14 protein-coding genes are annotated in these 14565 nt (G+C 74.1%); 4 read left to right on the top strand and 10 right to left on the bottom strand.

The genetic code is table 11. The features are described 5' to 3' along the window. From CIB93_RS29270 to CIB93_RS29295, 6 genes are all read right to left on the bottom strand, one after another. Positions 1-426: hypothetical protein (locus CIB93_RS29270; RefSeq protein ID WP_096631236.1), on the bottom strand; the 426-nt coding region annotated here is incomplete at its 3' end. A gap of 160 nt (positions 427-586) precedes the next feature. After that, positions 587-1384 carry a type III pantothenate kinase gene (locus CIB93_RS29275; protein WP_096631238.1) on the bottom strand — a complete coding sequence of 266 codons (798 nt, stop codon included), beginning with the start codon at positions 1382-1384 and terminating at the stop codon, positions 587-589. Beyond that, positions 1384-2424, bottom strand: coding sequence for a carboxylating nicotinate-nucleotide diphosphorylase (nadC, locus tag CIB93_RS29280; protein WP_179500286.1), 1041 nt, complete (start codon positions 2422-2424; stop codon positions 1384-1386). The genes CIB93_RS29275 and nadC overlap by 1 nt, the downstream gene beginning before the upstream one ends. A 146-nt stretch (positions 2425-2570) precedes the next feature. Further along, a complete protein-coding gene (locus tag CIB93_RS29285; protein ID WP_096631241.1) occupies positions 2571-4247 on the bottom strand; it encodes an L-aspartate oxidase in 1677 nt (558 codons plus the stop codon). Then, positions 4244-5299: a pantoate--beta-alanine ligase gene (gene panC, locus CIB93_RS29290; protein ID WP_096631242.1), complete on the bottom strand. Its 1056-nt coding sequence runs from the start codon at positions 5297-5299 to the stop codon at positions 4244-4246. Before panC ends, CIB93_RS29285 begins: the two co-directional genes overlap by 4 nt. A gap of 34 nt (positions 5300-5333) precedes the next feature. Beyond that, positions 5334-6299 carry a Rossmann-like and DUF2520 domain-containing protein gene (locus CIB93_RS29295; RefSeq protein ID WP_096631244.1) on the bottom strand — a complete coding sequence of 322 codons (966 nt, stop codon included), beginning with the start codon at positions 6297-6299 and terminating at the stop codon, positions 5334-5336. A gap of 167 nt (positions 6300-6466) precedes the next feature. On the opposite strand from CIB93_RS29295, the gene CIB93_RS29300 reads away from it, so the two are divergent. Then, the gene (locus CIB93_RS29300) at positions 6467-7621 is read left to right on the top strand and encodes a low specificity L-threonine aldolase (protein WP_096631246.1); all 1155 of its coding nucleotides are present in this window, start codon (positions 6467-6469) and stop codon (positions 7619-7621) included. Positions 7622-7709: 88 nt separating this feature from the next. Here the strand turns inward: CIB93_RS29300 and CIB93_RS29305 are convergent, their stop codons facing one another. Beyond that, positions 7710-7892: a hypothetical protein gene (locus tag CIB93_RS29305; protein ID WP_096631247.1), complete on the bottom strand. Its 183-nt coding sequence runs from the start codon at positions 7890-7892 to the stop codon at positions 7710-7712. A 103-nt stretch (positions 7893-7995) separates the two neighbouring features. On the opposite strand from CIB93_RS29305, the gene CIB93_RS29310 reads away from it, so the two are divergent. Continuing rightward, positions 7996-9108 carry a DUF5937 family protein gene (locus CIB93_RS29310; protein WP_096631282.1) on the top strand — a complete coding sequence of 371 codons (1113 nt, stop codon included), beginning with the start codon at positions 7996-7998 and terminating at the stop codon, positions 9106-9108. A 24-nt stretch (positions 9109-9132) separates the two neighbouring features. Here the strand turns inward: CIB93_RS29310 and CIB93_RS29315 are convergent, their stop codons facing one another. Together CIB93_RS29315 and CIB93_RS29320 are read right to left on the bottom strand one after the other, a co-directional pair. Beyond that, the gene (locus CIB93_RS29315) at positions 9133-9807 is read right to left on the bottom strand and encodes a response regulator transcription factor (protein ID WP_096631284.1); all 675 of its coding nucleotides are present in this window, start codon (positions 9805-9807) and stop codon (positions 9133-9135) included. Between the two features lie 114 nt (positions 9808-9921). Then, positions 9922-11124 carry a sensor histidine kinase gene (locus CIB93_RS29320; RefSeq protein WP_096631249.1) on the bottom strand — a complete coding sequence of 401 codons (1203 nt, stop codon included), beginning with the start codon at positions 11122-11124 and terminating at the stop codon, positions 9922-9924. 120 nt (positions 11125-11244) lie between these two features. Between CIB93_RS29320 and CIB93_RS29325 the strand changes: the two genes are divergently transcribed. After that, entirely contained in the window at positions 11245-12234 is a 990-nt protein-coding gene (locus tag CIB93_RS29325) for an SAM-dependent methyltransferase (RefSeq protein WP_096631286.1), read from the top strand. A 38-nt stretch (positions 12235-12272) separates the two neighbouring features. After that, positions 12273-13415 carry an NADH-quinone oxidoreductase subunit D gene (locus CIB93_RS29330; RefSeq protein WP_096631250.1) on the top strand — a complete coding sequence of 381 codons (1143 nt, stop codon included), beginning with the start codon at positions 12273-12275 and terminating at the stop codon, positions 13413-13415. 17 nt (positions 13416-13432) lie between these two features. Here CIB93_RS29330 and CIB93_RS29335 read toward each other — a convergent pair whose 3' ends face one another. After that, complete coding sequence (locus CIB93_RS29335; protein WP_096631252.1) at positions 13433-14521, bottom strand: hypothetical protein; 1089 nt, start codon at positions 14519-14521, stop codon at positions 13433-13435. Positions 14522-14565 lie beyond the last annotated feature (44 nt).

A 14565-nucleotide genomic window follows, 5' to 3' on the forward strand; every position in this document is an offset into this window, starting at 1 on the left:
GCCGGGCAGGGCCAGCAGTCGGCTCCGCGGGCCGGGGGCCGCGAGCCCGGCGGAGCGGCCGGCGAGCCGAGCCCGTACCGAGCGCTCCGCGAGGACCTGGCAGCGCTCCAGGAGGGCCGCGGCGAGCGGCCTGCCGCGCAGGGCCCGCAGGGCGGCCAGGTCGTCCGGGCGGGGGTCGTAGCCGGCCGCCAGGGCGTCCTGGAGCAGCTCCAGATAGCCGGCGACGGAGCCGGGGAGGGCGTTGCGGTAGCGGGCGAGGTCGGCGAGGAGGAACGCTCGCAGCCGACCGGCCTCGCCGACCGCCTCGTCCACGGAGCCCGCGAGCCGCAGGCAGTCCTGGACATCCTCGTCGGACAGGGGCATGGGGTGGAGGGCGATGGCGAGGGCACGTCGGAGCACCCGCAGCTCGTCCGCGCTGAACGCCATGCCGCCTCGTGAACCGTAGGGCGTGGGCATAACGCGACAATACGTGCTAAATGGACAAAATCCGTTTAACTGGTCGCCGGTGGCGCGGCGCGCCCGCCCGGGGCCCGGCCGCCGCCACCGCGCGTTGTCGCAGGTACGCCGAGCGCCGCCGGGGCATCCCCTACGACCGGGGCATGTTCCGCTCGTAGACCAGGCGCAGTCCGATGAGTGTCAGCCACGGCTCGTGCTCGTCGATCGCGGCGGACTCCCCCAACACCATCGGAGCAAGGCCGCCCGTCGCGATGACCGTGACGTCGTCCGGGTCGGCGGCCAGCTCCTTCTTCATCCGCTCCACCACCCCGTCGACCTGGCCCGCGAAGCCGTAGACGATCCCGGACTGCATGGCCTCGACGGTGTTCTTGCCGATCACGCTGCGCGGCCGGGCCAGCTCGATCTTGCGGAGCTGGGCGCCCTTGACGCCGAGCGCCTCGACCGAGATCTCGATGCCGGGGGCGATGACCCCGCCCGCGTACTCACCGCGCGGGGAGACCGCGTCGAAGGTGGTGGCGGTGCCGAAGTCGACGACGATCGCCGGACCCCCGTACAGCTCGACGGCGGCGACCGCGTTGATGATGCGGTCCGCGCCGACCTCCTTGGGGTTGTCCATCAGGACCGGCACGCCCGTCTTGACGCCGGGCTCCACGAGGACGGCGGGCACGTCGCCGTAGTAGCGGCGGGTGACCTCGCGCAGCTCGTGCAGGACCGAGGGGACGGTCGCGCAGATCGCGATGCCCTCGATGCCGTCGCCCAGCTCCATGCCCAGCAGCGGGTGCATGCCCATCAGGCCCTGGAGGAGTACCGCCAGCTCGTCGGCGGTACGGCGGGCGTCGGTGGAGATCCGCCAGTGCTCGACGATCTCCTCGCCGTCGAAGAGGCCGAGGACCGTGTGCGTGTTGCCGACGTCGATGGTCAGGAGCATCAGGCGTCGGCCCCGTCGGTGATGGTGTCCTCGGCCGCGTCGGCGTCGCGGAAGTCCAGGCCGATGTCGAGGATCGGCGAGGAGTGGGTGAGCGCCCCGACCGCCAGGTAGTCGACGCCCGCGTCCGCGTAGGCGCGGGCCGAGTCGAGCGTGAGGCGGCCGGAGGACTCCAGGATCGCGCGGCCCGCGACCAGGGCGACCGCCTCGGCGGTCTCGGCCGGGGTGAAGTTGTCCAGCAGGATCAGGTCGACACCCGCGTCCAGCACCTCGCGGACCTGCTCCAGCGTGTCGACCTCGACCTCGATGGGCAGGTCGGGGAACTCGGCGCGGACCCGCTTGAACGCCTCCGCGACCCCGCCCGCCGCGACGACGTGGTTGTCCTTGACCAGGGCCGCGTCGGAGAGCGACATCCGGTGGTTGACGCCGCCGCCGCAGCGCACCGCGTACTTCTCCAGCGCGCGCAGGCCCGCCGTCGTCTTGCGGGTGTCGCGGACCTGGGCCCCGGAGCCCTCCAGCACGTCCGCCCAGGCGCGGGTGGCGGTCGCGATGCCGGAGAGGCGGCAGAGCAGGTTCAGCGCGCTGCGCTCGCCGGTCAGCAGGTCGCGGGTGCGGGTGGTGACGGTCAGCAGCTTCTGCCCGGGGGCGATCCGCTCGCCGTCCTCGACGTGCCGCTCGACCTCGAACTCCTCGGTGCAGACGATCGACAGGACCGCCTCGGCGACCCGCAGCCCCGCCACGACGCCCGCCTCCCGGGCGGTGAAGTCACCGGTGATGACGGCGTCCTCGGGGACGGTCGCCACCGTCGTGACGTCCACCCCGCCGTCGAGATCCTCCTCGATCGCCACATGGGCGACGTCCTCGACCTGGACGGGGTCGAGCCCCGCCTCGGCCAGCAGCAGGGCGAGCGCGGGGTCCAGGCCGCACTCCAGGGCTTCGGCGTCGAATCCGTCGTCACCGCCACAGCCGCAGCCGTCGCCGCAGCCGCCTCCCGAGGCCTCGGACGGGGCGGGCGCGCCGACGCTGATCAGCGGTACGTCCACGGGTGTGGGGCGCGGATTCTCTTCGGGCGTGCTCACGGTGACGGCTCCTCGGGGGCGTGGCGGGTGGTGCGGGTACGGCTGGTGCTACCGGCGTTGCTGGTGCCGCCCCGCGGTGTGCGGCGGAGCGGCTGCTTCCAGCAGTGTGCTCAATCCGACGGGCGTACGGGCGGGAATGCGGCGGTCTCCGTGCGGTGGACGACCGGGGTGCGGTCGGGCGCGATCCGGACGACCAGGTGGCGGCGGCCGTGGGCGTCGTCGCGGTCGGGCCGGTCCTCGCGCCAGTGGCAGCCGCGGGTCTCCTCGCGGTCCCGGGCGGCGGCGACCAGGACCCGGGAGACCAGGAGGAGGTTGGTGACCTCCCAGGCGTCGACCCCGGGGACGACCGCCTTGGCCCCGTCCCCGTCGGTGGCCGCCTCGCGGTGCAGGGCCTCCAGATCCTCGGCGGCGGCGGCCAGGCTCTCGGCGGAGCGCAGGACCCCGGCGCCGCGGGTCATGGTGCGCTGGATCGCCGTACGGGCCTCGGGGGCCAGCAGCGCGACCGGATCGTCGGCGCCCGGGGCCGGTTCGGTGCGGGGCGGGCGGGCCTCGGCGATGTCGGCGGCGATGCGCTCGGCGAAGACCAGGCCCTCCAGGAGGGAGTTGGACGCGAGGCGGTTGGCCCCGTGCACCCCGGTGCAGGCGACCTCGCCGCAGGCGTACAGGCCGGGCACCGTCGTGCGGCCCCGCAGGTCGGTGCGGACGCCGCCGGAGGCGTAGTGCGCGGCCGGGGCGACCGGGACCGGCTCGGTGACCGGGTCGATGCCGTGGGCCCGGCAGGCGGCCAGGATCGTGGGGAAGCGCTGCTCCCACATGGCCGCCCCGAAGTGCCGGGCGTCCAGATACATGTGCTCGGTGCCCTGCTCGTGCATCCGGCGGGTGATGGCCTTGGCGACGATGTCGCGGGGGGCCAGCTCGGCCAGCTCGTGCTGACCGGCCATGAAACGGACGCCGTCGCCGTCGACGAGATGCGCGCCCTCGCCGCGTACGGCCTCGGAGACCAGCGGCTGCTGGCCCTCGCTGTCCGCGCCCAGGAAGAGGACGGTCGGGTGGAACTGGACGAACTCCAGGTCGGAGACCTCCGCCCCGGCCCGCAGCGCGAGCGCCACCCCGTCGCCGGTGGAGACGGAGGGGTTGGTGGTGGCGGAGAAGACCTGGCCCATGCCGCCGGTGGCGAGGACGACCGAGGGCGCCCGGACCGCGCCGACGCCGTCGTGCTGGCCCTCGCCCATGACGTGCAGGGAGACCCCGGCCGTACGGCCCTCGGCGTCCGTGAGCAGGTCCAGGACGAGGGCGTTCTCGATGGTGTGGAGGGCTGCCTCGCGGACCGCCCCGACCAGGGCGCGGGAGATCTCCGCGCCGGTCGCGTCGCCGCCCGCGTGGGCGATGCGGCGGCGGTGGTGGCCGCCCTCGCGGGTCAGCGCTATCTCACCGCTGTCCGTGGTGTCGAAGTGCGCGCCGGTGGTGATCAGGCGGCGTACGGCGTCGGGGCCCTCGGTGACCAGGGTGCGGACGGCCTCCTCGTCGCAGAGGCCCGCGCCCGCGACCAGGGTGTCGTCGAGGTGCTGCTCGGGGGTGTCGCCCTCGCCGAGGGCCGCGGCGATACCGCCCTGTGCCCAGCGGGTCGAGCCGTCGTCGAGCCGGGCCTTGGTGACGACCACGGTGTCCAGTCCGGCGGCCGCGCAGCGCAGCGCGGCGGTGAGCCCGGCGACGCCGGAGCCGACCACCACGACGTCCGCGTCGATGGCCCAGCCGGGGGCGGGGGCGGTCAGCCGTATTCCGGTCACGTCAGGGCTCCGAAGGTGAGGGTGATGTTGTCGATGAGGCGGGTGTCCCCGACCCTGGCGGCGACGGCGAGGATCGCCTCCCCGCTCTCGCGGTCGTCGGGGATCTCGGTGAAGTCCGCCGGGTCCACCAGGGCCAGATAGTCCACGGCGAGCGGCAGCCTGCCCCGGGCCGCGGCCTCGTCGAGCACCGCCTGAGCGGCGGCCCGGACGGCGGCGGGCGCCCCGTTGGGCCGGGCAAGCGCCACGGCCTGGGCGTCGGCGGCGGCACGTGCCTCGCCCATCCTGTTGAGCCCGGCGGCCCGGTCGGAGCCGGGGGCGGTGGCCTTGGCCCGCTCGTGCAGGGCCTGCTGGGCCGCGAGCCGGTCGCGGGCCGCGAACAGGGCGCGGGGCAGGGCGAGCGCGGTGTGCCGCTCCTCGGTGGAGAGGAATCTGTTGCGGCTGGAGAGCGCGAGCCCGTCGGGGTCCCGCACGGTGGGCACACCGGTGATCCGGACGCCGAAGTTCAGGTCGCGGACCATGCGGCGGATCAGGGCGAGCTGCTGGGCGTCCTTCTGCCCGTAGAACGCCTCGTCGGGCCGGGTGAGGTGGAGGAGCTTGGCGACGACGGTGAGCATCCCGTCGAAGTGCCCGGGGCGGGCCGCGCCTTCGAGGCGTTCGCCCATGGGGCCGGCGGTGATCCGGACCTGGGGCTCGCCGCCCGGATAGACCTCGTCCACACCGGGGGCGAAGACCGCGTCGGCCCCCGCCGCCGCGGCGATCTCCAGGTCGGCGTCCAGGGTGCGGGGGTAGCGGTCGAGGTCGGCGGCCTCGCCGAACTGGAGCGGGTTCACGAAGACGGTGGCCACGACCTGGCCGTCTCGTCCGGCGGCGGTGCGGGCGGCGCGGATCAGGGCGGCGTGGCCCTCGTGAAGGGCGCCCATGGTCATGACGACGGCACGCTCGGCCCCGGTGGGGCGGGGCAGCGCGTCGAGCTCGGCGGCGGTGCGCAGGAGGGCGGGGGCCCGGCCCGGGGCGGCGGGGCCCACGTCTCCCGTACGGCTGGTGGTCGTCATCGGGCCTCTCCCGGTCCCGTACGGCTGATGGTCGTCATCGGGTCTCCCCCGGTCGTGGTCCCGGGCCGGAGCCGCCGGGGCGGGTCTCCTGGTCGGCCGCCAGGACGACGAGCAGGTCCTCGGCCAGCTCCGCCTTGAGCAGGCCGTGGGCGAGCGCCCGGTCGGCCGTGGCGCGGGCCATCGCGAGATACCCGGCCACCGCCTGCGGGGCGTGGGCGCGCAGCTCGCCGATGTGGGCGGCGACCGTGCCCGCGTCCCCCCGCGCGACCGGGCCGGTCAGCGCGGCGTCGCCGGAGCGCAGGGCGTTGTCCAGAGCCGCGCCGAGGAGCGGCCCGAGCATCCGGTCCGGGGCGGCGACCCCGGCCTTGGTCAGCAGCTCCATCGACTGGGCGACCAGGGTGACCAGGTGGTTCGCACCGAGCGCGAGGGCCGCGTGGTAGAGCGGGCGGGACTCCTCGGCGATCCACTCGGGCTCGCCGCCCATCTCGATGACCAGCGCCTCGGCGGCGAGCCGCAGCTCCTCGGGGGCGGTGACCCCGAAGGAGCAGCCCGCGAGCCGCTGGACGTCGACGGCGGTGCCGGTGAACGTCATCGCCGGGTGCAGCGCGAGCGGCAGGGCCCCGGCCCGCAGCGCGGGGTCCAGCACCTTCGTCCCGTACCGCCCGGAGGTGTGGACGAGCAGCTGGCCGGGCCGCACGGCGCCGGTCTCGACCAGGCCCTCCACCAAGGTGGGCAGCACATCGTCGGGGACGGTCAGCAGCACCAGCTCGGCGCGGGCCAGCACCTCGGCGGGCTCCACCAGGGGCACGTCGGGGAGCAGCTCGGCGGCGCGCCGCCGGGAGGCGTCGGAGACGCCCGACACGGCGACCGGGCGGTGTCCGGCGAGCTGGAGGGACGCGGCGAGTGCGGGGCCGACGCGGCCCGCGCCGACGACCCCGACCGTGAGGCGGGCGGGGCGGTCCCTCGCGTCGAGGGGTTCCTTCGAAACTGATGCGTTCACGCGGCGATGGCCTTCCGTTCCAGTCCGCGGGGGGTACCGGACGATTTCTCTGCATGCTACGCCAGCGTTTCGGGGAAGCCTCCCCGCCGCCCACAGCCTGTGGATAACTCCGCGAACCGAGGGAAACCCGCGGGCGGGCTGTCAGAGGTCCGGGTGATGATCGTCCCATGGCGACGACGGATGAGCAGGAGCAGCGGCGGCGCAGGCTGGCCGCGTGGCGGGGGTCGAGCCGGGTGCTGGCGCGGATGGGCGCGGACGGCACGCTGGGCGAGCGGCTGGCGGCGCTGGCGGCCGACGCCTCGTCCGTACACGATCCGGAGGACTGGACCGATGTGTACGGGGGCGGGGTCGTCGCCGATCTGGAGCGGCGGGCGGCCGGGGTGCTGGGGACGGAGGCGGCGGCGTTCTTCCCGACCGGCACGATGGCCCAGCAGGTCGCCCTGCGGTGCTGGGCGGGGCGTACGGGCGACGCGACGGTGGCGCTGCATCCCCTGTCCCACCCGGAGCTGCACGAGGGCGGGGCGCTCGGCTCGGTGAGCGGGCTGCGCACGGTGCATCCGACGTCCGCGCCCCGGCTGCCGAGCGCCGAGGAGGTACGGGAGTTCCCCGAGCCGTTCGGGACGCTGATGCTGGAGCTTCCGTTGCGGGACGCCGGGTTCGTGCTGCCGTCCTGGGAGGAGCTGACGGCGGTGGTGGAGGCGGCCCGGGAACGGGACGCGGTGGTCCACTTCGACGGGGCGCGGCTGTGGGAGTGCGGCCCGCACTTCGGGCGGGAGCTGCCGGAGATCGTGGCGCTCGCCGACAGCGTGTACGTGTCGTTCTACAAGTCGCTGGACGGACTGTCCGGGGCGGTGCTGGCGGGCCCTTCGGTGCTGGTGGAGGAGGCCCGGGTGTGGCGCCACCGGTACGGGGGCCAGGTCTTCCAGCAGTATCCGGCGGCGCTGTCCGCGCTGCTGGGACTGGAGCGGGAGCTGCCGAGGCTGCCGTCGTACGTGGCGCACGCGAAGGTGGTGGCCGGGGCGCTGGCGGAGGGGTTCGCGGAGGCGGGGGTGCCGTGGTTCCGGGTGCGTCCGGAGCCGCCGCACACGCACCAGTTCCAGGTCTGGCTGCCGTACGGCACCGAGGTGCTGGACGAGGCGTCGTTGCTGCAGGCAGAGGAGAGCGGCGTGACGCTGTTCCGGCGCTGGTTCCCGGGAGCGGCCGGGGGCGGGCTGCCGCCCGGGGTCTCGTTCACGGAGGTGACGGTGGCGGCGGACGGGCTGGAATGGACCGCCGACGACGTACGGAAGGCGGTGGGGGCGTTCGTCGGGTACCTGGCGTAGCGGGCCCTGTCCGGTGACCTGGCCCCGGTCCTCAGAGGTCCCGTCCTCAGGGCCCCGTCCTCAGAGCCCCGGCCTCAGGGTTCCGGCCTCAGACGCCGGACGGGCTGGGTTTGCCGGACGGGCCGGTCCGGCGCGTCGGCGGGTGGGTGAGCCAGTGCCGGTACAGGTCGCGCAGGGTCGTGCGGTCGTGCCGGCCCGGCGGCGGAGGCGCGGGCTCCGCCAACTGGGCCGCGCGGTAGGTGTCGAGCATGTGCTGCTGAATGGCGTCCATGCATCCAGCGTGCGCAGGCCGCAGCGATGCCGCGCGTTGATTGACGGCCCGCGTCAAATGAAACGTCGGCCCGTGCGCGTACCCCCAATATGGGGGGATGAGCGTGCACATAGACATCGCGGGACTCCCCGCCGACCGCGTCGTTTTCGCGACCTCGCCCCTCGCCGAGCTGGGGCTCGCCCTGCATGCGCTCTCGGAGCCCGGGCACCATCCGGGCCTGCACGGCTGGACCACCGCGACCGCGGCGGCCCTGGAGCCCGACCTCGCCGACCGGCTGGTGGAGGCGGAGTTCCTGTGGCGGAACACCTTCTCCGACATCTTCCTGCCGTTCTCCGGCATCCCCGGGGGCGACGGCAGGACCGGGGCGGGCCTCGCGGAGGACCTGGACATCCTGGACCGGCTCGACGACGAGCGATTCGTCGCCGCGGCCACGGAGTTCACCTGCTCCAGCATGTACGGCAGCGACGCCCCGTCCCCGCTGACGGACCCGGTCATGCGGGCCCGGGCCCTGGACATGGCGGCGGCACGCGGGCCGCGGCAGGTGGAGTTCACCAAGCGGCTGCTGGCCGACCCCGTCTCCGTACGCGCATGGATCAGGCGGCTCCTGGAGGACTGCGACCAGGCGTTCTTCGCGGACACCTGGCGGCGGGTCTCCGTCCAGCTGGCCGCCGACGCCCGGCACAAGACGGAGCTGCTGCGGCGCAAGGGGCTCGCCGACGCGGTCGGCGCGGTCTCCTCGGCCGTGACACTGGACGAGGCCGCGGACCGGATCACCATCGACAAGCTGTCCGAGGGCCGGACCACCACCGTCGACCCGGACGTCGGCATCGGCCTCACCCTCATCCCCACCAGCTTCGGCTGGCCGCACCTGACCGTGCTGCACGCCCGCCGCTGGCGCCCGGTGATCCACTACCCGGTCCGGATGCCGGATCTGCCGTCCCCCGCCTCCGTCGAACAGCTCCAGCGCCGGATGGAGGCCCTGGCCCACCCGATGCGGATGAGGCTGTGCCGCAACCTCGCCCGCTCGCCGTACACCACCGGCGAACTGGCCGAATCGCACAGCATCACCCCGCCCGAGGTCTCCCGGCATCTGTCGGTGCTCAAGAAGGCGGGCCTGGTCACCACACGCCGACGCGGGCGCTATGTCCTGCACCAGCTGGACCTGACCGTCGTCGCCCGGCTCGGCAGCGACTTCCTGGAGGGCGTGCTGCGGTAGGCCCTCGGGCCCGGTCCTGCCCTCTCAGCCCGCGCCGCCGCCCGCGCGGACCAGCCCGGTCTCGTAGGCGAGGACGACGACCTGGACCCGGTCGCGCAGGTTCAGCTTGGTGAGGATGCGGCCGACGTGGGTCTTGACCGTCGCCTCGGAGAGCACGAGCCGGGCCGCGATCTCGCCGTTCGACAGGCCCTGCGCGACCAGGAGCATGACTTCCCGTTCGCGTTCGGTGAGCTTGGCGATGTGCTTGTTCTTCGGCTCCTTCTGTCCGCTGGGCAGCAGCGGCGAGAACCGGTCCAGGAGGCGGCGGGTGGTGGACGGGGCGACGACCGCGTCACCGCTGTGCACCGAGCGGATCGCGGCGAGCAGCTCGGCGGGCGGCACGTCCTTGAGCATGAAGCCGCTGGCCCCCGCCTTCAGCCCGGAGAAGGCGTACTCGTCCAGGTCGAAGGTGGTCAGGATGAGCACCTTGGGCGGGTCCTGCTGCGCGCAGATGCGGCGGGTCGCCTCGACGCCGTCGAGCCGGGGCATACGGACGTCCATCAGGACCACGTCGACGGCGGTGGACCGCAGGATCTCGATCGCCTCGGCCCCGTCCCCGGCCTCGGCCACGACCTCCATGTCGGGCTGGGCCGCGAGCACCATCCGGAAACCGGTCCGCAGGAGAACCTGGTCGTCTACGAGCATCACTCGGATGGCCATGGCCATGGGGATCGTGTCCTGTCCTGGGTTCGTGGTGGTCGAAGAAGTCGGATCGTGGTCGAAGCGGTCGGGTCGTGGTCGAAGCGGTCGGGTCGGGGCGGTCGTGGAGTGCGGTCAGCCCGCGGGCTTGAGCGGCAGCAGGGCGCTGATGCGGAATCCGCCGCCGGGCCGCGGCCCGGCGTCCAGGGTGCCACCGACCATGCCGACCCGCTCCCGCATCCCGATCATCCCGTGCCCGGCGCCGTCCGCGCCGCCGTCCTCGTACAGCTCGTGGGCCGCGCCCCGGCCGTCGTCCTCGACCAGCAGCCCGAGGCCGTCGTCGAAGTAGACCAGCCGGACGCTGGCCCCGGCATCGGGGCCGCCGTGCTTGCGGGTGTTCGTCAGGGCTTCCTGCACGATGCGGTACGCGGTCAGCTCCACGCCGCTGGGGAGCGGGCGCGGGGTGCCCTCGACCTTGAAGTCGACCTCCAGGCCGGTCTGCCGCACCTGCTCGACCAGTTCCTCGATCTGCTCCACATCGGGCTGGGGGACGTACTCGCCGCTCTCCGGGGCGTCGCCGGTGCGCAGCACCCCGAGCAGCCGGCGCATCTCCGCCAGGGCCTGGCGGCCGGTGCTGGAGATGGTCTCCAGGGCCTGGCGGGCCTGGTCGGGGGCGGCGTCCATGACGTAGGCGGCGCCGTCGGCCTGGACGACCATCACGGAGACGTTGTGCGCGACGACGTCGTGCAGCTCGCGGGCGATCCGGGCGCGCTCGGCGGCCACCGCGACCTTGGACTGCGCCTCGCGTTCCCGCTCCAGCCGGGCGGCCCGCTCCTCCAACTGGCTGAAGTAGGCCCGCCGGGTCCGCAGCGAGTCACCGAGCACCCAGGCCAGCACGAACGGCACGGTCATGACGATGGTGACGAAGACGGCCTGGGCCCAGGAGCCCCCGGGCTCGGCCTCCCACCGCAGCTGGGACAGGGCGGCCGCGCTCAGGCTGCACACCAGGGCGAGCCTGGACGCCCAGCGCTCCCCGACCGCGGCGACGGTGTACGTGATCACCAGCATCGCGAAGTTGCCGATGCTCGGCCGGACGCCGAAGACCAGCTGGACGACGCCCACCGTGATGGCGAGCAGCAGCATCTTCTCCGGGGCGCGCCGGCGCAGGGCCACCACCGTGGAGAGCCCCAGCGCGACAGGAACCGCGACGATCGCCTCGCGCCCCGCGTCGTACATGCCCGAAGCCATCGACATGCCGGAGAGCCCGAGGAGGACGAACGCCCAGAAGACGTCGACGCCCGTCGGGTGTCTGCGGAGAAAATCGTAGAGGCGCTGCACGTAACCCAGCGTAGGGACAGCGGATAGGTGCCCGGGTCAACCGGAGGATCGATCCGGGTTCTGGGACCGTACTCCCCAAGGTGGAGACTTGCCTACGTGAGGGACAACGTGGCGGACGGCGTGACGGGTGAGTGGCGTGGGTGGCGAGGGGCGGCGCAGGCCGCTCTGTACGGCGACGACGGCTTCTACCGCAGCCCGGACCGGAGCCCCGAGGGACCCGCGGGCCACTTCCGTACGTCGGTGCACGCCTCACCGTTGTTCGCGGCCGCGGTGGTCCGGCTGCTGGCCCGGACCGCACGGGAGCTGGGCACGGACACGGTGGCGCTGGTCGACGTCGGGGCGGGGCGCGGGGAGTTGCTGACCGGGGTGCTGGCCGCGCTGCCGGAGGGGCTGGAGGTGACCGCGTACGCCGTCGAGGTGGCCGGCCGGCCCGAGGGGCTGGACCCCCGGATCGAGTGGTGCGCGGAACCGCCCCGGGGCGTCACCGGGCTGCTGTTCGCCAACGAGTGGCTGGACAACGTGCCGGTGGAGGTGGCGGAGGTGGACGGCGACGGTGTCGCCCGGTACGTACAGGCACGGACCTGGGACGGTACGGAGCGCCTCGGCCCGCCGGTGACCGGGGCGGACGCGGCGTGGCTGGAGCGGTGGTGGCCGCTGTCCGCGCCGGGTGAGCGGGCGGAGATCGGCCGCCCCCGGGACGCGGCCTGGGCGGGGGCCGTCTCCTCGCTGGCCGCCGGTCTCGCGGTGGCGGTGGACTACGCCCATGTACGGGGCGGGCGGCCGCCCTTCGGGACGCTGACCGGCTTCCGGGACGGGCGCGAGGTGCGGCCGGTGCCGGACGGCTCCTGCGACCTGACGGCCCACGTGGCGCTGGACGCGTGCGCGGCGGCGGTCCCGGACGCCACCGCCGAGCTCACCGACCAGCGGTCGGCGCTCGGGCGGCTGGGGATCGGCGGATCGCGGCCGCCGCTGAGCCTGGCCGCGACCGATCCGGCGGGTTACGTACGCGCGCTGGCGGCGGCGGGCGAGGCCGCGGAGCTGACCGCGCGCGGCGGACTCGGCGACTTCGGGTGGCTGCTGCACCGGGTGGGGGCACCCCGGCACGGGTGACCCCCGCGCCCGGTCACGGTCAGGGAATACTGGCCCCCATGACGGAGACCACCATCGGTATCGGCGGCGCGGCGGAGAGCACCGACATGGTGCTGAACATCGGCCCCCAGCACCCTTCGACGCACGGGGTCCTCCGGCTGCGGATCGTCCTGGACGGCGAGCGCGTCCAGCACGCGGAGCCGGTCATCGGCTATATGCACCGGGGCGCGGAGAAGCTCTTCGAGGCCCGCGACTACCGGCAGATCATCATGCTCGCCAACCGCCACGACTGGCTCTCCGCGTTCTCGAACGAGCTGGGCGTCGTCATGGCCGTCGAGCGGATGCTCGGCATGGAGGTACCCGAGCGCGCGGTGTGGACGCGGACGCTCCTCGCCGAGCTGAACCGGGTCCTCAACCACCTGATGTTCCTCGGCTCCTACCCCCTCGAACTCGGCGGCATCACCCCGGTCTTCCACGCCTTCCGCGAGCGCGAGGAGCTCCAGGCGGTGATGGAGGAGGTCTCCGGCGGCCGGATGCACTACATGTTCAACCGGGTCGGCGGGCTCAAGGAGGATGTCCCGGCAGGCTGGTCGGGGCGGGTCCGCGACGCCGTGGCCTCGGTCCGCTCCCGGATGGACGTGTACGAGAACCTCGTCCTCGGCAACGAGATCTTCCGGGGCCGTACCCGCGATGTGGGCGTGCTGTCTGCCGAAGCGGTGCACGCCTACGGGGTGTCGGGGCCGATCGCCCGCGCCTCGGGGGTCGACTTCGACCTGCGCCGCGACGAGCCGTATCTCGCGTACGGGGAGCTCCGGGACACCCTGAAGGTCGTCACCCGGACCGAGGGCGACTGCCTGGCCCGCTTCGAGTGCCTGCTGGAGCAGACGCTCAACTCCCTGGACCTGGCGGACGCCTGCCTGGACCGGATGGCCCACCTGGAGCCGGGGCCGATCAACCAGCGGCTGCCCAAGGTCCTCAAGGCCCCGGAGGGCCACACCTACGCCTGGACCGAGAACCCGCTCGGCGTCAACGGCTACTACCTGGTGTCCAAGGGCGAGAAGACCCCGTACCGCCTGAAGCTGCGCTCCGCCTCGTTCAACAACATCCAGGCGCTCACCGAGCTGCTGCCGGGGACCCTGGTCGCCGACATGGTGGCGATCCTGGGCTCGCTGTTCTTCGTCGTCGGGGACATCGACAAGTAACGGCCCGGCGCCTTCCCTCAGGACACCGCGCCGCGCAGCTCCGCCAGGTCGATCTGCTCGGTCTCGTCGTGCGCGGTGAGGTCGATGACCTTGCCGACGGCCCGGTTCTGCGCCGCTCCCGTGCGGTGCGCGGCGAGCGCCTCCTCACCGACGACGTCCGCGAGGTCCTCGTTCTGGACGGACTCGATGGCGGCGTTCGCCTTCCGGGCGTTCTGGGTGCCGAAGAAGTCGAAGCTGCCCTGGGGCACGAGGTGGCGGCGGGCGGCGGCGTACGGGACGACGGCCGAGGCGGCCGGGATCGCCCGCGCCACGTGCACCGGAGCGGCGGAGACCTCCACGGGGGCCGGGGTGTGCGGGGCGCCCGGTGTCGGGGCGTCCGGGGCCGGGGCGGGCAGGGTGCTCGACGGGCGGCGGTGCTGGTGGTCCAGGTGCTCGCCCGCCCCGGTGGCCGCCGTGTGCTTCCCCTTCGGGTCCCCTTCCTCCGCGTCCCGGTCTCCGGCGCGGGTCGCGAGATCGCGCTGCTGGACCGCCTCGGCCGTACGCCGGGCCTCCTGGAGCGCCGCGTTGCGCGTGAGGTTGAGCAGGGCCTGGTCCGCGCGCCGGTACGACTCGGGGGTCGGCGTGGACCGCGCGGGCAGCAGCTCCCGGGGGGCGGCCTCCATGGCGAGCTGACGGCGGCCCTCCAGCGCGCTGGCCCGCTCGGTCTCGGCGTTGGCGTAGCGGCGCAGCAGTCCGGCGTGCTCACCGCGCAGTCCGGCGAGCTCCACGCGCTTGCGGCGGAGCTTGGTCTCCAGACGGGTGCGCAGCTCGCGCGACTCCTCCAGATCCTGCTCCAGCTCGGCTATCCGCTCCTCGGCCCGCCATTCGTCACTGGCGCGGGCCCGCGTCAGCTCGGCGACCCGCAGCCCCGCGGCCCGGTCCCAGCTGCGCATCAGATACGCGCCGGTGAGCGCGGCGGCCGCCACGGCGGCCACGAGGCCGCGCAGGACCAGGGGTTCGGCGAGCAGCCAGGCGCCGGAGGCACCGACGACCGAAACGCCTGCCACCACGGAGGGGGGCAGGATTTTGTGGAGGGGCGGCGAATGGCGGTGGCGTCCACGTGGCATGGCCTGAAATTTACCGTGTGTGCGCGCCACTTGGGGGGCCGCCC

This window comes from Streptomyces sp. WZ.A104 (genome assembly GCF_002382885.1).
Taxonomy (GTDB): Bacteria; Actinomycetota; Actinomycetes; order Streptomycetales; family Streptomycetaceae; genus Streptomyces.